Source organism: Shewanella sp. UCD-FRSSP16_17 (assembly GCF_001675935.1).
Taxonomy (GTDB): Bacteria; Pseudomonadota; Gammaproteobacteria; order Enterobacterales; family Shewanellaceae; genus Shewanella; species Shewanella japonica.
The window spans coordinates 390,766-411,064 of record NZ_LZFV01000013.1 but is presented as its reverse complement, the minus strand read 5'-3'; the positions used below and the strand labels follow the sequence as shown (position 1 = coordinate 411,064).

Here is a 20,299-nt window from a genome sequence, read left to right as displayed (position 1 = left end):
AGGTAACATTTTTAATAAATTTCTTTTATATCTGGCAGTTAACTTGATTAGTGCTATTCTGTATTTAACGGATTTTTCAATTGTTATGGGATCATAAATTGGGCCAATACATTGTCAACAGCATCAGGTTTGTAGTCACTCAATCCATCTATTTTATTGCAGCCTTGTTTCCAAGAACTCAAAAGGCTGTGATGGGAAGCTACAAAAACAAATTCGCAGATAATAGTAAGTACCTATACCTGCATTGGCAACAAGTGAAAACGATTCGCTCTATTTGGATTTCCGGTGACAAAAATGTCATTGCTCAACTGACCATTCAAGGTTATGAAGCTTATTATCGTTGGAGTATAAAAGGCATTTTCCATGCCCTTACTGCCAAATATTACGTGTATAACAGCTATATTGGAGATGTGAATCAGTACTTTGCCAATGGAGCTGTCAAGATTAATTTATGGCATGGTTCGCCATTAAAACGTATTGAATATGATATCAATAACGGCCCATTATTCTCGATTTATCACCCTCAGAGCTTGCATCAAAAGTTTGTCTCCGTAACGCAATACCACCAGCAAAGAGTAGCTCCAGATTACATGATTGCACCAAGCGATTTAGTCTCAGCATTATTTGCTACAGCTTTTCATATTAACGAGCACCATATGTTGTTATCGGGCAATCCTCGTACAGATTTTTATCAGCGATACCCTAAATCAACATCCATAATACAAACATTGAAACAGAATAATAATGTGTCGCAGGTGTTATTGTACGCCCCTTCTTGGCGCGACAGTGGTATTGCGGATGATAGGGAAACTCGCACTAACCCTTATCTACAAGCCATTAATTTTGAGAGCTTATCGGAAGCACTCGTCTACAATAAGCAGCTATTATTATTACGCTTACACCCTAACGAAGCTGAGTTAGCCAAAGATATTAGTCACTATCCGAATATTATTAATATCTCTGATTGGCAAGACACCTACGAAATCATCAATGAGGTTGATTTACTGATAACTGACTATTCATCTTTGTATATTGATATGCTGCAAACTCGAGCAGACATTGTGTTTTTTCAATTCGATCATCAACAATATCAAGCTGATAGCCGCCAGTGTTACCCCTACGCAGAGAACCTTCCCATGGCGGGCGAAGTCATTTTTGAATTTGATGCACTGTTGAGCTATTTGCACGTCATGGCTGAGAGCCCCAATATTGCCTCGTTAACACACAAAAAAAATAGAGCTGAGTTAACTCAGCTATATTGGCAATATCAGCATATTGAAAGCTTTACTGTACTTGATAATTTAGTCAGTCAATCTTAGCAGCTGTATTATCTCAATAGTGCCAGTAAGTCATCGGCATTGCCTTGCCACTGACTCTTGGCACTTCCAGCGAGAATACTATCAGCAAGACTTTGTTTATGTTGCTGCATTTCTTGAATTTTCTCTTCAACTGTACCTTGAGCAATTAGCTTATAAACAAATACTGGATTTAGCTGACCAATGCGGTGCGCTCGGTCGGTCGCTTGTTTTTCTGCTGCGGGGTTCCACCATGGATCAAAGTGAATCACAGTATCTGCAGCGGTTAAATTAAGCCCTGTTCCGCCCGCTTTTAAACTGATTAAAAACACCGGCACATCTCCCTCTTGAAACGCATCGATTTCATCTTGGCGCTGTCGAGTTTGGCCGGTTAATTTACTATATGGAATACCCATATTAATAAACTCTTGTTCAATCAATGCCAGCATACCTGTGAACTGGCTAAAGATAAGGATCTTTCGACCTTCTTCAACCATTTCTGGCACGTTTTGCGTCAGCCAAGTTAACTTCGCATTATCTTCAACGTATTGGGCTTGTTCTAACTTAACCAGTCTAGGATCGCAACAGGCTTGGCGTAGTTTTAATAACGCATCTAAAAACTCAATATGACTGCTTGAAACACCTTGTTTTGCAAACAGTTCTCGCAGTTTTTTCTCCATCACTAAGCGGATACTTTCATATAAGTTACGTTGATCTTTTTCCAGTTCAAGGGTTTGTACTATGATGGTTTTTTCAGGTAACTCCGACATCACTTCGTTTTTAGTACGACGTAGTAAAAATGGCGCAATTCGGTTAAGCAAAATAGCTGACTTTTCTGTATCAGCTTGTTTCTCAATTGGGCCACGAAACTCTTTATTAAAGTAAGTATGTTGGCCTAATAATCCTGGTAAACAAAAATCCATTAACGACTTTAATTCACCTAAATGATTTTCTAACGGTGTGCCTGACAAACACAAACGGAATTGACCTTTAAAAGTCTTTAACGCTTGGGTCACCTTTGCTTGCGCATTTTTGATTTGTTGTGCTTCATCTAAAATAATGTGCTCAAAGCTATATTCGCTATACACCATTTCATCACGTAAAATCAGAGGGTATGTGGTGACAATGACATCAAACTCTTCGATTTTTTCGAGTAATGCTTGACGCTTGTTGCCATGAATAACCAACACTTTTAGCTCGGGAGTAAACTTTTGCGCTTCTTTATACCAGTTACCCACTAAACTAGTAGGACAAACGATAAGACTCGGTCTTGGTGTTAATGACGTCGTGCTGCTCGAGTCAATATTTTGCGCTTTCATCTGTTTGGCTTTTAATAAAAATGCCAATGTCTGTAACGTCTTACCTAAGCCCATATCATCAGCAAGAATACCGCCCAGTTGATATTCTTTTAAAAAGCACAACCAATCAAACCCTTGTTTTTGATAGTCTCGTAAAGTGGCATTAAGCCCTGTGGGTAATGCAACTGACTCAATCCCTTTAAATTCGGCTAATTTTGTCGCTAAATGCCTGACTCTTTCACCATTGAGTAATCTAATATCGCTTTCTGACAATTCATTAAGCAAATCAGCTCGGTTACGTGGAACTTCGAGAACATCACCACCGCCTCGCTGAAATAACTCTTGAATCACCGAGATTAGCGGCTTAATTGTTTTGGCTTTAATTTTGACAAACCGTCCATTTGGCCCAGGTAAAATAAGCTCTTGCTCATCATCAGGCTCACCATTTTGCTGGAGCCAACGGGCAACAAGGCTCAACAGCGGCACACTCTGCCCTTCGATATCAGCATTTAACGATAACGAAAACCAACCACTGTCTTCATCGTCATCTAAATCTACCTCAATATCTGCATCAACAATGTTTAAGTCAAAGTCAGCAGCAAACTCCACGTTATAGCCTAAATCTTCTAAGGTCATAATGCCAAAAGTCGTGAGTTGCGCCCACTCGTTAACCATCTCTGGCATTAAACCAAGGCTAAAATAGCTAACATGTTGATTGTTATAGGTCAGGATACTGTTATCAATCGCCTGTAACTGTAGGCTTTCAAGACATTCAAGTGCTTGAGCTTCTAACTCAAGCTCTCGATGTATTTGATATTGCACCTTACCTTGTTTGATAAGATTAATTTTTTCTCGGCTTTTTCTACCAGCAATGCTGATATCACCATATAGAAACTCGACTTGTAGCACAGGCTGCATGATAGGACTGTCATTTAGCTGTGCCATCGTAAAGGTTAGCGAGACTTTGAGCGGATCTTCTATCTCATGAAATTCAATCTCACTGGGAACTGGCACACTTTTAGGTGAAAAATGACGCAGCATTTTATCGCTAATATCATCCACCTTATCTAATGGCACTGGCGGCATTTGCTGTAGCAGCTTTAATTTATCTACTGATAAATCCGTGTCTAAATAGCCAACTTTTAAATAATCTAAGTCAACGAACATTGGTGGATTGGTAGCGATAAACTCCCAATTATCTAGCTCTGGCATACTCATGCTAATTTGAGTATGACGGGCGTCAGTTTCTTGCCAAACAAAATCAGGAGCCAGTTTAGAAGTTAGCGTTAAAGGTGTGCGATTTTCTTCCCAGAAACACGTACCAAGTTCAAGCATTTTTGTTAATGCAAGAGCGCAAATTTCGCCCTCAAGGTATATTTTTGAAGCACTTTTTGAAGAAGATAACAGCAAGCTAATAATCTGACTATCTTCAGGGCTGATCCACCAAGGTAGATGATATTTAACATCATTTAAGGCAATTTTACTGCCCTTATTAAACTGTTGTTTTTTATTTAGCTTACTGCGCTTAAAGTCGACAAAAATGCCATGATGATCGCTTGAAAGCGTGAAAATAATTCGATCTTTTTCTTCATCTTCTTCTGTGGCGTGCACTAAATCTTGCTTTTCAAGCTGCATCAACCACTGGCTTAATCGTTGTTCTTCAACTGGTTTTTTATCAATTAGCGCTAACAAGGCGGCTGCAACATGCTTACAGTTGGAGCCGACAGGGCAAGTACAATGTGATTTCATCACGATTTTGTGATTTACATTTACCAGCGTAATGTCTTGGCGATAAGGCTCGATCGCAGAGCCAGCCACATAAGATTCAACATTATGATTTTCTTGGCTTGCGTGCACTTCAAGCACTCGGCCTTCAATGAGATAATTCTGCGCTTTTTGTAATTGAACTGATGAAAATAACTTAGCAATCAACTCTAAGCTTATTTTGATAGGAAGATTAAACAATTTGGCCGACATGACTATCCCATACAAGCAGTAACCACATGGCTACTCAACAACAAACGTAACTAGCCATTGTATGGAAGAAGATGGCAAAATTCTACTGTAATTAGCCATCTTCAAAAAAAACCATCAACCTTGCAATAAATACTCTTCTGCAGCCTCTATTGAGCGTGGTTTACCGACCAACATGATGATGTCATTACGCTCGAAAACCCAGTCTTCTGGTGCAGGACTTATCTCCTCGCCTTTCCTTCTTACCGCTCTAAGTTCAACACCTAACTGAGACCAAGGGATTTTAGCGATGCGCTTACCAACCGCATTAGAACCAGTATCTAACGACACCGCGTGCAATAGCTCTAAGGTCATATCCGTCTCAGCTCCAGTAAAAAAGCCATGAAGATATTGATAATGGTTACGCCTTTCTGATTCTAATCGCTTAATAATTCTTGGTAGTGGCACCCCACATTTGTATAGCACTTGTGATACCAGCATTAAGCTGCCTTCAAGCTTTTCGGGAATAACCTGCGTGGCGCCCATCTCTTTTAAACTATCAAGCTCGGCATCATCCGTGGTTCTCACTAAAATCTTAGTATCTGGCGCCAATTTGCGCGACAGTGCCAGGCAATCTTCCACTTGGCGAGACTCTCCAAATGTAATGACCACCATGCTGGCACGACGTATACCAATTTGTTTTAATAACCCCATTTTACAAGCGTCACCGAAAAATACAGGTTCGCCAGCATTCTTAGCTTCTGACACTCTCGTAGGGTCAAGATCTAACACTACAAATGGCACTGCTTCTTTTTTCAAAAATCGGGCGATGGTTTGCCCCACTCGGCCGTAACCAAGAATTAATACTAAATCCCCGTCTTCTGGTGGCGGCAATTGAAACTCATCTTCAATCTGTTTTTTACGTGATGTTTTACCTTCGATAGCCTGCGCTATATCAACACTGTTTCTGATAAGCCAAGGCGCAATTGACATAGACAAAACGGCTACCATGACAAAAATGGTACTCATTTGAGTTTCTAATAGCTGATAATTAACCGCCAACGCTAACAGTACAAAACTAAACTCACCCACTTGTGCCAAATTAATGGCTGTACTTAACGCCACTTTAAACTGTTCACCGCCCAACTTTAAAATACCGAATACCACGACAGTTTTAGTCACTAAAACAGCAACTAAAATTAATAGAATTTGCCACCAAAATTGCGCAACAATCGTAAAATCTAGCAGCATACCGATAGAGATAAAAAACAGACCCATTAAGAGATCTCTAAATGGTCTTATATCAGCTTCAAGTTGACGACGATATTGACTCTCACCCAATAACATACCCGCAATAAAAGCACCGAGCGCCATCGATAAACCTAACCACTGAGTAAAGGCTCCTGTGACTAATACAACAACTAAGGTGGATAACACGAACAATTCATTTGAACGAGAACGAGCTACTTCGTCAAAAATTCGAGGTAACACCCACTTACCGAAAGACATCAAACCAATGAATGCCAAAATGCCTGTAAGCATACCCCAAGCAATATCTAGAAAGCCTATCGGCTCACCATTGGTTGATAGTAAAGGTAAGATAATTAATAGCGGCACCACTGCAATATCTTGAAAGAGCAGCACACTGACAGAGAGCTCGCCGTGACGTCTTCGCATCCACCCTTGCTCGTTAACCAGCTTTAATACAATCGCCGTTGAAGACAATGCAACTGCAGAACCAATAACAATGGCTGAAATCATATCTTGGCCAAATAGCAGTGCCACCAAACCGGCTAACAGCGCAGTAAAGGTCACTTGCGCACTACCTAAGCCAAATACCGTTCTTCGCATTGACCACAACTTAGGTACAGAGAATTCAAGCCCTAAACTGAACATCAATAACACAACGCCAAGCTCAGCCACTGAATGCATTTGCTGCTGGGTGAACCAATGAAAACCGCTAGGACCGCTCACAACTCCTGTCAGTAGATAAGCAAGAATAGGAGGTAAACCAAATCGCCTTAGCAGTGAAATAGCCACAATAGCTATCACGAGCATTGAGAGAATATGGATAAAGATGCTGTGCTCCATAAATGCGAGTTCTCCGAGTCAATAAAATAGCGATCCAATGAAACAGTCTATTAACAATAAAACCAATTAACAATAACCTTATGATAATTAGTAACTAAAAATATCAGGCACAGTTTTTGCTTACATTTTGATACAGGTAAAAACAATTTTATTTATATGTTTCGCATTCGCATGTATTTGCATCAAATGAGGTAGTAAAAATGGATTACGCCATAGCTTCACAGCCATATCCAGAACAAAACTGGGGAAAATCAGCGCCTTACACAGCTGGCAAAGATCACAACTCAGATAATAATTTGATGGAAATCTTGCAGCAAATGCACGCAAGTTTAGAGCCAAGAACGGTCTTTGCCAGTTACGGCAAATCACTAGGCCAATTTTTGCCGATCCAAGGTGTACAACTGAATCACCAGCTAAAACTGAACTGGGGTCGTTGTCATGGACTTAATCAACAAAGAGTGATTAGCGGCTTTGGTGAGCCTTATAGCATCAAGTATTACCTCAGCTCGCCATTAACACCCGACCAATTAATACAGCTTAATGAAATTGAAAAATTGTTTTGCCAACCATTTTTAAATGCAACTAAGTACAGTCAAATGTCGAATCAAGCCATGTTTGATGCATTAACAGGCTTAGGTAATCGCTATTATTATCGACAAAGTATCAAGAGCGCATTGGCCAGAGCCAACAGAAACCAAGGTGATATCTCTTTGGTTGTGCTCGATTTAGACAACTTTAAAAGTGTAAATGATCAACACGGACATAAACTTGGCGATACGATTTTATCTTCATTTGCTGAACTGATTAATGACGCTATTCGAAATACCGATCAAGCTTTTCGTATTGGTGGTGACGAATTTATAATTATAGCTCAAGGAAATGCACTCGAAATGACGCCTTTGTGTCAGCGTATCATTAACACCATGGAGTCACATCCGTTAATGAGCACTTTTCAAGTTAAATGCAGCTTAGGCGTGGCAAGTTCAAGCGGCGCACAAACCCAAGATAAACTGTATGAAAGTGCTGACATGGCGTTATATGAAGCCAAAGATGCAGGCAGAAATTGTTTTAGAATTTGCAATCACTAAGGTATGAACAGACAATACTTAACGAGTTAAATTATTGATAATAAATCACAAAAATAGTTGTGAGTGTTCAGCTATACTATATTAGCTGAATAACTTTAACGTTGAGTGTTCTTAGTGAGTAAAAAGATTGCTGTTTTATATTAAGTTACCTTGAAGAAATGCAGTAACTGTTTGTAAACGTTAATCTGATGTCTGCATTTTATAGTTTAATAGTAAACCGATTTCATCAGCTTTAGCTAAGTAGCGTTTATCGACCCACAAGCCAATCGCGGCAACTAACACTTCGCCAAAAAAAACCAAAGCTACTCTATCCCTCATCCAAGGCGGAACGGCAAGTTCTTGCCATATCTTTTTAAGCTCTCGTCCTTTATCCCTAAAGTGGGGTTGACAGCGGGTACTCCCTTTCGCTGTAAAGGCAATGCTAACCGAGGTTAAATCCGTTATCGATAGTCGCGCTCCTTGAGTACTCGCTCCCACTGAAACATGTAAAGGTTGAGGTGATTGCTCACCTTCTAAATTATTAATAGATAGACTGGATAGCTCAACAGTACAAACCTCTTCAGTTCGCATGTCTAACCGCTGAATCGCATTAGTCAGCAACTCAGCATCAATGCTCTGTGTTGCCTCTAAGTCCTTTTTACTGATCTTGGGTACAACATAGGCACATCCAGCAAAACGTTTAATCGAATATCCAGCACACTGGACATCTACGTTAGCATCATTAGCAGCGTACAATAGTTGACTCACAATTTGCTCAAGCTGCGACTGAGACGGTAATTTGTAGCCTTGAGCTAAAATAAAACCGCGTAACAGCAAGTTTTGCCATTCACTGGATTGTTCTTTGAATGTTAATAGCGCTAAACCAGGGCCTGATAAACTAAAACTCGGAGAGTACGTAATGAATTCAGGAAGTCGCTGAGCCACTTCAGCGTCAACGATAGATTGCTGCTGCGCACAAAGCTGCGCACTGCGAGATGCTGTTGCAGCAATACTCGGCCAACGTTGCTTTAGCCTAGGAATGATATCTTGACGCAGAAAATTTCGATCATACTGGGTGTCTAAGTTACTCTCATCTTCGATATGAATTAATGACTTATCAATTGCAAATGCCTCAATGTCACTACGAGAAAAGCCCAGCAAAGGTCTAATGACCCAACTTTGTTGATGAAATGCTTGGATGCTCCCCATAGCTGCCAAACCTTTCGGGCCTTGACCACGCTTTAACGCTAGTAATAACGTTTCAAGCTGATCATCTTGATGATGGGCCGTTAAGAGAATATCACCAGGATTAAGGTACTTTTTAAAAACTTGATAGCGAGCATCTCGGGCGATTGCTTCAAGGCTCGTCCGAGATGTTTTAGTCAATGAGACATGTTCTACTTGAATAGGGAGTTGATATTGACTCGCTTGTGATACACAGTGCTGTGCCCACTCATCTGCATTTGGGCTTAAACCATGATGCACATGGACCAATAAACATGAAATATGCGGGTTTTGCTGGGCAAACTGGCTCAAGCCGTAACAAAGACACTCAGAATCAACCCCGCCGCTGTATGCCAGTACAATTTTATTCGATGAATGATGAGCAGCATTAACAGCACCAGCTGGGCTGTTAATCGGTAACAAAGCTGATGTGTGCTGCTTAATCGCTTCACAGATATTAATGATTTTCATCAGCTTGTCCCTTTTAACATACTATGATTAATCCAGTGCGTTACTCAGCGCACTTAACACGACAAAGTTACGCAGAGTTAACACTAAAAAACAATCTTAACGTTACTCGAGCCGACCAAGCTTTCAATTGCTAACATCAGCTCATCGGTAGGATTAACACGCCACTCATCCCCTAAACGTAATTGCCCTGCGGCTTCACGCTGCTGATAATTAATCACTACTGGTACACTGCCATTTTTCCAAGGCGAAAGCGCTTGTTCAAATTTTTCCAGCCACTCAGGGTTAATATCCTCAGCAGTAACATTAATTTCTACCGCATTAGCAAAGTGACTTCTCGCCTCACCGATTTCGATAATATTGCGTGCAGTCATTCGGTTACCGCCAGCAAAGTCATCAAAGCTCACTTCACCTTCACAAATCAAAATACGATCTTTCTCTAAGAGATGATTAAATTTCTCAAATGCCTCAGTAAACAACATGACTTCTAATCGCGCACTTTTATCATCAAGAGTGACCAAGCCCATTTTTGAGCCTCGCTTGGTGATCATCACTCGAGTAGCAATAACTAACCCAGCAGCTTTAACGGTTTTACCGCGATCAGTTGGGTGAACGTCTTTCAATCGTCCAGAAGTGTATTGTCTTAACTCTTTTAAATACTGATTAATTGGGTGACCAGTAAGGTATAAACCTAATGTGTCACGCTCGCCTTCAAGCCAAACTTTGTCAGGCCATGTAGGACATTCGACAAAGCTTTGTTTGTTATCTTCTGGCTCAGAATTAAGTAAGCCAAACATATCATTCTGGCCAATGGCTTCAGCTTTCGCATGTTGAGCAGCGGCTAAAATCGCTTCAGGTAAGGTCGCCATCATGGCCGCACGATGTGGGCCTAAGTTATCGAGTGCTCCTGCGCAAATTAGCTTTTCAATCACCCGCTTATTTAGCTTTTTAAGATCGATACGAGCACAGAAATCAAACAAATCGGTAAATGGGCCATCTTTACGCGCATTTAAAATCGATTCTACAGGGCCATCACCCACCCCTTTAATCGCGCCAATCCCATAAACAATGTTTAAGTCGTCATCGACAGTAAACTTGAACAATCCCTTATTCACATCAGGTGGAATAATTGGCAAGCCCATACGCTCACACTCATCAACCAAAATCACAATTTTATCCGTGTTATCCATATCAGCGGACATTACTGCAGCCATAAACTCTGCAGGATAATGGGTTTTTAGCCACAAGGTTTGATATGAAACTAGCGCATAAGCAGCCGAGTGAGATTTGTTGAAACCATAACCCGCGAACTTTTCTACCAAGTCGAAAATTTTCATCGACAATGGCCCATCAACGCCATTCTTAATTGCGCCAGCTTCGAAAGTACCCCGTTGCTTAGCCATTTCTTCAGGTTTTTTCTTACCCATAGCACGACGAAGCATGTCCGCGCCACCTAAGGTATATCCAGCCAATACCTGCGCAATTTGCATAACCTGTTCTTGGTATAAAATAATACCGTATGTCGGCTCTAGTAAGTCTTTTAACGACTCATGTTGATACTCAGCATCAGGATAAGAGACTTCTTCACGGCCATGCTTACGTTCAATAAAGTTGTCTACCATGCCGGACTGCAAAGGTCCTGGGCGGAATAACGCCACTAATGCAATCATGTCTTCAAAACAATCGGGCTGCAGACGTTTAATCAAGTCTTTCATACCACGAGACTCCAACTGGAATACCGCCGTGGTTTCATAGCGCTGCAATAATCTAAATGATTTAGGGTCAGTCAAGCTAATGGATTCAATTCTGACGGGTTCTTCCCCTGCTTTTTCTAAGCGAGGGTTAATCATCTGCAAAGCCCAGTCGATAATAGTTAGAGTTCTTAATCCCAAGAAATCGAATTTAACTAAGCCAGCCGTTTCAACGTCATTTTTATCAAACTGAGTCACTGGGTTTAAGCCTTCTGCATCACAATATAGTGGTGAGAAGTCAGTGATGACTGTCGGTGAAATTACAACACCACCAGCATGTTTACCCGCGTTTCGAGTCACACCTTCAAGGCGGCGACACATGTCAATAAGCTCTTTGACATCTTCATCGCTATTATAAGCTTCTGGCAGTGACGGCTCGACTTCGAACGCTTTAGCCAGTGTCATGCCAGGCTCGGCTGGGATCATTTTGGTAAGCCGTTCAACAAAACCATAAGGATGGCCTAACACCCGCCCAACATCTCGTACTACTGCTTTTGCCGCCATCGTACCGAAGGTAATAATTTGAGATACTGCATCACGGCCATATAAATCGGCAACGTGGTCAATTACCTCATCACGGCGGTCCATACAGAAGTCAACGTCGAAATCGGGCATGGATACACGTTCAGGGTTCAAGAAACGTTCAAATAATAAATCGTATTCTAATGGATCTAAGTCAGTAATTTTAAGCGCATAAGCCACTAAAGAACCGGCACCAGAGCCACGCCCCGGCCCAACAGGTATGCCATTATCTTTACCCCATTGAATGAACTCCATTACGATCAAGAAGTAACCAGGGAACCCCATTTGGTTAATCACTTTTAGTTCAACATCGAGACGTTCATCATACTCAGGACGTTTCTCTTTACGCTCTTGCTCGTCAGGGAATAAAAACGCTAGACGCTCTTCCAGACCTTTTTCAGACACTTCAACCAAAAAGTCTTCAATGGTCAAATCGCCTGTTGGGAAATTAGGTAAGAAATATTCATTTAAACGAATCGTGACATTACAGCGTTTGGCAATTTCGACACTGTTTGATAATGCAGATGGAATATCAGCAAACAAATCACACATTTCATCTTCGGTTCGGAGATATTGTTGTTCACTGTATTTTTTAGGTCTACGAGGATCGGCTAACGTAAAGCCGTCATGAATCGCAACCCGAATTTCGTGAGACTCAAAGTCATCTGCTTTTAAAAACACCACTTGGTTAGTTGCAACAACAGGTAATTCATTTTCTGAAGCCAGTTTAACAGCCATATGAAGATAACGTTCTTCATCCGGTCTGCCCGTTCTGATCAACTCTAAAAAGTAACGGTCATGGAAGTGAGTTTTATAGAATGACACCAGCTCTTCAACTTGCGCCATGTTACCTTTCAATAGCGCTTTACCAATATCGCCATCTTTAGCACCGGAAATCAGCAAGATGCCTTGATTAAATTTGACTAACCATTCCTGATCGATGACCACTCTGCCGTTAAGCTGGCCGCGTAAATACGCTTCACTGATTAATTGAGTTAAGCTTTGATAACCGTCATTGTCTAAGGCGATAATGGTAATAGCACAGTATTCATCCGCAAAGCCTGGCACTTTCATCCAAAAGTCAGCGCCGATAATCGGTTTTATTCCCGCGCCGTGACAACCGCCATAGAATTTTACTAGACCACAAAAGTTATTCTGGTCAGTAATTGCTAATGCTCCCATACCCAGTTCTGAGGCTTTCGCCAGAATAGGTTTAACTTTTGCCACGCCATCAGACATGGAAAAATCACTGTGAACACGAAGATGGACGAAACGAGGATCGGACATAGAATATGAGTATCTTTGAAATGCATGATTAAAAGGAAAAAACCGCTGACCAGATTAGCAAACTACGCCAATTTATAATAGCGAAATTAATATCAATCTAAGCGGAAAGTCAACGGTTCAGCCCTGACCTCGTAAGTTGAAATTACAGGGCTTAGTAACAAATAATAATCTAAAAATAATGAGGTAAAAATAATGAACTAAAAGTCATCGCTCATCATGACTGATTAAGAATAGCCATCACTGGTTTAAAACTTTTGCGATGCTCAGGTAATACGCCGTGTGCTTCTAATGCTTCGTAGTGAGCTTTTGTTGGATAACCTTTGTGATTAGCAAATCCATATTGAGGATATCTGGCATCTAATGCATCCATTTCACGATCGCGAGTGACTTTAGCGATAATTGACGCTGCGCTAATCGCTGCTACTAATCCGTCACCTTTTATAATCGCATGGCTTTGAATACCAAAATCAGGGGTACGATTACCATCGACTAACACCTTTTCTGGTTGAATGGATAATCCAGCAACAGCTCGCTGCATTGCTAACATAGTGGCGTGCAGAATATTGATATCATCAATTTCGGTTGGCGTTGCTCTACCAACACTGATGGCTAAGGCTTTATCTGTTATCTCGTTAAACAATAACTCTCGACGCTTTTCTGATAGCTTTTTAGAATCATTTAACCCCGCTATCGGCTGATTAGGATCAAGAATAACAGCGGCAGTCACCACATCCCCTACTAAAGGACCGCGGCCGACTTCATCCACACCAGCAACAACACCACGAGTGATATACGCAACTTGCTCAGGTGTAATCCCTTTAATGACTGTCGGTATTCTGCTCATGATTTCACTTCTTGCAGTGGAGAGTGGCTTATTAATTCGATAACAGCGTCTGCAGCTCGATCGCTGGCGTTGCAGCGAAGGGTTTCATGGATTTGCTCAAACTCAGCTTTCAATGGCGTAAAGTCACGATTTAGCTGTTCAATCACAGCTGCAGAAATATTGTTCTCGTTACATTCATCTTGAACAATTTCAGGGATTAACGCACGACCCGCTAATAAATTTGGTAAAGAATAGTGCTCGACCAACATCAGTCGCTTTGCCAAAGTGTATGTCATCGCATTAACACGATATGACATCACCATCGGACGCTTAACAAGCATGGCTTCTAACGCCGCCGTACCGGATGCTAACAATATGGCATCTGATGCCGCCATCACAGCACGAGATTGTCCTTCAACCAATTCGATTTCAAGATCTGGCGCAAACTGTTTAAGCGCCGTTATAAACTGTTCACGGCGAGCTTGATTAACCAAAGGCGTCACAAATTTAATATCTGGATAGGTTTGTTTAATAATGACTGCAGCTTTGATAAATGGTTCGGCAAGTTGCTTGAGTTCGCCACCCCGAGAACCTGGCAAAATCGCTAAATATTCCGCTTGCGGGTCTAAGCCAAGCTGCTCACGGGCTTCAAGCTTGTCGCTTTCCATGGGAATATCATCAGCTAAAGTGTGACCAACAAAAGTACAAGGTACCTGATGCTTGTCATAAAATGCTTTTTCAAACGGCAGTAATGACAGCACCATGTTGGTTGCTTTTGCGATTTTAAAAATACGTTTTGGACGCCAAGCCCATACAGATGGACTGACATAGTGAACGGTTTTAATCCCTTGTGCTTTGAGTTTAAGCTCAAGACCAATATTAAAATCGGGTGCATCTATGCCAATAAAACAGTCAGGTTTTTCAGCACAAATATTTTTAATTAACGTCGCGCGCACTTTAAGCAATCGTGGTAATCGCGCGAGGACTTCAACAATTCCCATGACAGCAAGCTCTTCAAATGAAAAGTAACTCTCAAAACCGAGCGCTTCCATTTGCGGCCCACCAATACCGATAAATCGTGCATCAGGATATTGTTTTTGCAGTGACTTTATTAATCCTGCACCTAAAATATCGCCGGAGAGTTCTCCGGCGACCATTGCAAATATACGAGGGGTATTATTTGTCATGTTATCTTCTATCGAATGATCCCGCGAGATGAGCCATTAATAAACTCAACCATCCCTTTTACATGTTCATCTGATTCAGCATCGGTTGTGATTTCAGCTAATGCTTCTTCAATTGTCAGGTTTTTACGGTACAACGATTTATACGTACGGCGAATAGCATGTTGAGTCTCTTTAGTGAAACCACGGCGCTTAAGACCTTCAACATTTAACCCGCGAGGGATTGCTGGGCTACCTGCTGCCATCACAAATGGCGGCACATCTTGGAAGATAGTAGAAGAACCTGCAGTAAACGCATGAGCACCAATATGAACAAATTGATGTACGCCTGTCATGCCGCCTAAAATTGCCCAGTCACCGACGTGTACATGACCAGCAATTGACGCATTGTTAGCCATAATAATGTTATCGCCTAATACGCAATCATGAGCAATGTGCACGTAAGCCATCAATAAATTGTTCGAACCAATACGCGTTTCACTGTTGTCTTGAATCGTGCCACGATGAATGGTGACATTTTCACGAACAATATTGTTGTCGCCCATGATTAATGTCGTTGGTTCACCTGCGTATTTTTTGTCCTGACATTCTTCACCAATAGATGAAAATTGAAAGAAGCGATTACCCTTACCTATGACGCTTGGGCCTTTAATAACCACATGGGAACTAATCCAAGTATCATCGCCGATTTCAACATCAGCGCCGATATAACTCCAAGGACCAATGGTAACGTTGTTACCAATTTTTGCATCGGGATGTACGAATGCTAACTTATCAATCACTTGTTAATCTCTCTGCGTGCACACATTATTTCGGCTGAACAAGCTAGTTCACCATCAACAAATGCCTGTCCTTCAAATACACCAATCCCTCGGCGCTCTTTAATCATTTTAACGTGAAAATGTAATTGATCCCCTGGTGATACAACACGTTTAAAACGGGCTTTATCAACACCAGCGAGTAGGTATAGCACATCTGGAGAAGGATCTGGGCTCATGGTTTTAAATGCAAGTAAGCCAGTAGCCTGTGCCATTGCTTCAATAATTAACACGCCGGGCATGACAGGTTTAACAGGAAAATGGCCTTGGAAGAAAGGTTCGTTAAACGTCACGTTTTTGATCGCATGTAATGATTCACCAACGGTGTAATCTAAAACACGATCGACAAGTAAAAATGGGTAACGATGAGGAAGATATTGAAGAATTTCTTCAATATCCATTGTATTCAATTGGTTTGCCACACGTAATTCCTCGAAATGGCGTTAACGCCATTTACTGCTAATCTTTTATTTTTTTCTCAATCTCTTTCACACGATTGAACAATTCATCTAAATGGCGGAAACGAACCGTATTACGTCGCCAGCTCTTATTATCCATTGCAATTGTAGCAGATGAATACAGACCAGGCTTACGAATTTCGCTTGTTACATTGGTACTGCCTGAAATATGTGTGCCATCCGCCACTTTAAGGTGGCCTGCAATTCCACTTCCGCCGCCAACAATACAATATTTRCCCAAAGTTGAGCTACCGGCTAAGAAAGACGTCCCTGCAATTGCTGTATTTTGGCCTACAACACAATTGTGGGCGATTTGGACTTGGTTATCGATGATAACGCCATCGTGAATTTCAGTGTGTGACAATGCGCCACGGTCAACTGTAGTACCAGCTCCGATTTCGACATTATCACCAATTCTCACGCCACCGGTTTGTGGAATTTTAATCCAGTTACCGCGCTCATTGGCATAGCCAAAACCGTCAGAGCCAATGACACAACCAGAATGAAAGATACAATTTTGTCCCACTATCACGTCATGATAGAAGGTGACATTTGCCTTCAAACATGTGCCAGAACCAATAATTGATTGCTCTGCGACAACGCTTCCAGCACCGATTTGCACATCATTGCCAATAATCACATTGGCATCAATTACGACATTCGCCGCAATAGCAACATTCTCACCTAATTGGGCAGAAGCATGAATAACTGCTGAGGGATGAATACCTGTTGCCACTTTCGGGGTGGTATCAAGTAATTGCGCTACGCGTGCAAATCCTACGTAAGGATCTTTTAAAACCAAAGCATTACCAGAGTAATCTTCGGCATCTTTTTCACTCAATAACACCGCACCAGCTTGAGAAGATTCAAGCTGTGCACGGTACTTACTATTGGCTAAAAAAGAAAGTTGATCTGAAGCAGCATCTTCAAGGGTCGCAACGCTGGTTATTTCCAGAGAATCATCACCCAAAATCGTTGCGCCCAACAGCTGACCAAGCTCTTTTAAAGTCACAGTTTTCATTAGTTGCCTTTACTTAACGCTTGAACAACTTTGTCGCTGATATCAGCTTCTGGTTTTACAAAGATTACAGCACCACGTTGAAGAACGATGTCATAAGACTCTTTCTGTGCAATGGTGTTGATTGCTTCTTGTACTTTAACTAAAAGCTTGTTTTGCTCTTCACCTTGACGACGACGCATATCTTCATCAAGTGCTTTGCCTTTTAGTTGGAAGTCAGATTTTAACGACTCCATTTGACGTACAAGATCTGTCTTTTGGCTGTCGCTCATCAACGCGCCATCACGTTGCTGCTTCTCAACCATAGTACGCATTTCTTCTTGCATTTTTTGTACTTCAGCAACACGGTCACCAAATTCAGTTTTTAGTGATTGTGAAATTTGTTCACGTTGAGGTAGTTGCTCAAACACTTCGCCCATATCAACCACAGCAATTTTCTCAGCATGTGCCATCATAGGTGCACTTAAAAATGCCATTGTTACTAACGCGCGATTTACCATCTTTTTCAAAATAGACTCCTTGTTATTATCAGCAAAACTTGCCGAGTGTATTTGTTTTAGAACGTTTTGCCAATATTGAACGAAAAGATCTCAGTTTCATCATCTTCGTATTCTTTAATCGGCCAAGCCAAGCTAAACACCATAGGTCCCATCGGCGATAGCCACTGAACACTCATACCCCATGAGGCACGTATTCTGCTTGGGTCACTATAATCTTCCAATTTATCAAACTCATCGGCTGGAAGATATCTATACGAGTCATAATCGAACTCGGTATCCCATACGTTACCTGCATCAACGAAGAAGCTGGTACGTACTGAATTTGAATAAGCTTCATCCAAGAATGGAGTCGGCACAATCATTTCCATACTGGCAGTCGCAATTGCGTTACCACCAATTGATCTTCCTGAGCTCACTTGTACTCTATTTGGCTCACCCGGTAATGAACAGCTGTCACCAGAAGGATCTGGAGAACATGGTTCGCTACCACGGTATAAATAGAATGAACGTGGACCAACAGAGTTAGACTGGAAACCACGTAATGAGCTACTACCACCTGAATAGTAATTTTCCCAGAAAGGAAGAATTTGGTCATTATCATTAAACTGGCCATAACCATTAGCATAACCCAAACGTGCACGGGTCAATAATACAAAGCTATGATTACGAGTTAATGGGAAATAGAAGTTGGTATCCAAATCTGTTTTAAAGTACTGTAAATCAGAACCTGGAATGGTCGCTTTAGCGCTAAAGCGCTGTGATGAACCATCGGTTGGGAAAGTACCACGGTTTAATGTACTGCGGCTCCAACCACCATTTAGCTCAAAGTTATCAAAACTTAAATCAGCATTAGGATCATCTGACTCACGATAAACATTATAAAAACGTAATGCTTGTTCGTAAGCAGAAATTTCAGAAATTTGGTTATGACGGTAACCAATACCACCGTTTAAACGGTTGTATTCGTTAATCGGGAAACCTGAATTTAATGCAATACCATAAGATTTGTTTTTATAGCGCTCAAGGTTAGCCTCATTCGCATCAAACTCATTCCAATAAATGCTACCACCTAAACTCACACCATCTTTAGTAAAGTATGGGTCAGTGTACGAGAAGTTTACATTCTTAGAGTATTTGTTGGTGTTTAAGCTGACGCCAGCTTGGTTACCTGTACCTAAGAAGTTACTTTGCTGAACACCAAACTGAAGGCTCAGACCAGATTCAGTACCGTAACCAACACCTGCGTTAAATGAACCCGATGGTTGCTCTTTAACGTTAAATGCGACATCGACAAGATCATCACTTCCAGGTACCTGAACAGTCTCTGTATCAACGGTCTCGAAGTAACCTAGACGGTTAAGACGTGCTTTTGATTGTTCGACTTGTGCAGAGTTTAACCATGCACCTTCCATTTGACGTAATTCACGACGCATTACTTCATCTTTTGTCACTGTATTACCAGTGAAATTAACCGAGCGAACGTAGACACGTTTACCAGGGTTAACATTGATGTTTAGCGCAACTTCTTTAGATTCGTCATCAATTTCAGGGTAGGTCTTCACTTCTGGATAAGCATAACCAAATCGGCCAAGGTATTTGCTGTACATTTCTTCGGTGAACGTAACATCGCCACCGTTGTAAGTATCACCTTCTTTAATCGGCAAAATCGCTTTCATTAACTTTTCACGGCCCATTAGCTCACCGGTTAAGTTAACTTCAGAAACCTGATACTTCTCACCTTCATCAACATTGATGGTGATATACAATCCTTTTCTGTCAGGTGTCATCGCAACTTGTGTGGAAGTCACCTCAAAACGAATGTAACCTTGGTTATGATAGTAGGTTTTTACCGTTTCTAAATCTGCTTGTAGTTTTTGCTTTTGGTATCGACGTTCGCCGAATAAATCCCACCAAGCAACATAGTCTTTAAGCTCTAATAAACCGATCAATTCAGCATCTGAAAACACGCTGTTACCAACCACGTTGATTTGGCGAATTTCAGCCGCAAGACCTTCGGTGAAGTTAAACTTCAGCTCAACGCGGTTACGCGGTAAGTTAATGACTTCAGCTTCTACTTTTGCGCCATATTTACCGACACCGTAGTAGAAGTCTTGTAAGCCTTTTTCAATCCCCGATAACATGGTTCTATCGAGAGACTCACCTATTTTAATACCTGAGCCATCTAAACTTTCTTGAAGCTGCTCATCTTTAATGTCTTTGTTACCTTCAAAGGTCACGGCACTAATTGTCGCACGTTCTTTGACTGTAACGATTAACACCCCATCTTCATGAGCAACGTTAATCGTTTCAAAGTTAGTTGAGGCGTACAAGCTTTTAATCGCTTGCTGTAATTTAATTTGATCTACAGTATCGCCCACTTTAACGGGGAGACTAAGCAAGGCGGCACCAAGTGCAACTCGCYGTAAACCATCAATCTGGATGTCGGTCACTTCAAATGGTTGGAAAGTATCAGCCACACCATTGCCTGAAAATGACGCACCGACTAAAATCATCGAGGCAAAAAGTTTATTAAATCTCATAG

General features: G+C 41.4%; 13 protein-coding genes. 2 read left to right on the top strand and 11 right to left on the bottom strand.

Features of this window, described 5'->3' with window-relative positions; translation table 11 throughout:
- Positions 1-98: 98 nt before the first annotated feature.
- Complete coding sequence (locus A9267_RS10830; RefSeq protein WP_156669143.1) at positions 99-1,319, top strand: CDP-glycerol glycerophosphotransferase family protein; 1,221 nt, start codon at positions 99-101, stop codon at positions 1,317-1,319.
- A gap of 8 nt (positions 1,320-1,327) precedes the next feature.
- Here the strand turns inward: A9267_RS10830 and A9267_RS10825 are convergent, their stop codons facing one another.
- Entirely contained in the window at positions 1,328-4,570 is a 3,243-nt protein-coding gene (locus A9267_RS10825) for a DEAD/DEAH box helicase (protein ID WP_065109154.1), read from the bottom strand.
- A 114-nt stretch (positions 4,571-4,684) separates the two neighbouring features.
- On the bottom strand, positions 4,685-6,637 hold the full coding sequence (locus A9267_RS10820; protein WP_065109153.1) for a monovalent cation:proton antiporter-2 (CPA2) family protein: 1,953 nt from the start codon (positions 6,635-6,637) through the stop codon (positions 4,685-4,687).
- Positions 6,638-6,837: 200 nt separating this feature from the next.
- Here A9267_RS10820 and dgcS point away from each other — a divergent pair, with 200 nt between their 5' ends.
- Positions 6,838-7,725, top strand: a complete 888-nt coding sequence (gene dgcS / locus A9267_RS10815; RefSeq protein WP_065109152.1) for a diguanylate cyclase DgcS — start codon at positions 6,838-6,840, stop codon at positions 7,723-7,725.
- A gap of 180 nt (positions 7,726-7,905) precedes the next feature.
- Here dgcS and tilS read toward each other — a convergent pair whose 3' ends face one another.
- The 9 genes from tilS to bamA all read right to left on the bottom strand — a co-directional run bounded on the left by tilS (position 7,906) and on the right by bamA (position 20,297).
- Entirely contained in the window at positions 7,906-9,399 is a 1,494-nt protein-coding gene (gene tilS, locus A9267_RS10810) for a tRNA lysidine(34) synthetase TilS (protein ID WP_082972335.1), read from the bottom strand.
- 83 nt (positions 9,400-9,482) lie between these two features.
- Positions 9,483-12,956: a DNA polymerase III subunit alpha gene (gene dnaE / locus A9267_RS10805; RefSeq protein ID WP_065109151.1), complete on the bottom strand. Its 3,474-nt coding sequence runs from the start codon at positions 12,954-12,956 to the stop codon at positions 9,483-9,485.
- A 214-nt stretch (positions 12,957-13,170) separates the two neighbouring features.
- On the bottom strand, positions 13,171-13,800 hold the full coding sequence (gene rnhB / locus A9267_RS10800) for a ribonuclease HII (RefSeq protein WP_065109150.1): 630 nt from the start codon (positions 13,798-13,800) through the stop codon (positions 13,171-13,173).
- Entirely contained in the window at positions 13,797-14,966 is a 1,170-nt protein-coding gene (gene lpxB, locus A9267_RS10795) for a lipid-A-disaccharide synthase (RefSeq protein WP_065109149.1), read from the bottom strand. Before lpxB ends, rnhB begins: the two co-directional genes overlap by 4 nt.
- A gap of 8 nt (positions 14,967-14,974) precedes the next feature.
- Positions 14,975-15,745 carry an acyl-ACP--UDP-N-acetylglucosamine O-acyltransferase gene (lpxA, locus tag A9267_RS10790; RefSeq protein WP_065109148.1) on the bottom strand — a complete coding sequence of 257 codons (771 nt, stop codon included), beginning with the start codon at positions 15,743-15,745 and terminating at the stop codon, positions 14,975-14,977.
- Complete coding sequence (fabZ, locus tag A9267_RS10785; protein ID WP_055023077.1) at positions 15,742-16,203, bottom strand: 3-hydroxyacyl-ACP dehydratase FabZ; 462 nt, start codon at positions 16,201-16,203, stop codon at positions 15,742-15,744. The genes lpxA and fabZ overlap by 4 nt, the downstream gene beginning before the upstream one ends.
- 37 nt (positions 16,204-16,240) lie before the next feature.
- Positions 16,241-17,260 (bottom strand): UDP-3-O-(3-hydroxymyristoyl)glucosamine N-acyltransferase, encoded by a 1,020-nt coding sequence (gene lpxD, locus A9267_RS10780; RefSeq protein WP_065109147.1) that lies wholly within the window; start codon positions 17,258-17,260, stop codon positions 16,241-16,243.
- On the bottom strand, positions 17,260-17,757 hold the full coding sequence (locus tag A9267_RS10775) for an OmpH family outer membrane protein (RefSeq protein WP_055023079.1): 498 nt from the start codon (positions 17,755-17,757) through the stop codon (positions 17,260-17,262). The genes lpxD and A9267_RS10775 overlap by 1 nt, the downstream gene beginning before the upstream one ends.
- A 56-nt stretch (positions 17,758-17,813) precedes the next feature.
- The gene (gene bamA, locus A9267_RS10770) at positions 17,814-20,297 is read right to left on the bottom strand and encodes an outer membrane protein assembly factor BamA (protein ID WP_065109146.1); all 2,484 of its coding nucleotides are present in this window, start codon (positions 20,295-20,297) and stop codon (positions 17,814-17,816) included.
- Positions 20,298-20,299: the final 2 nt, after the last annotated feature.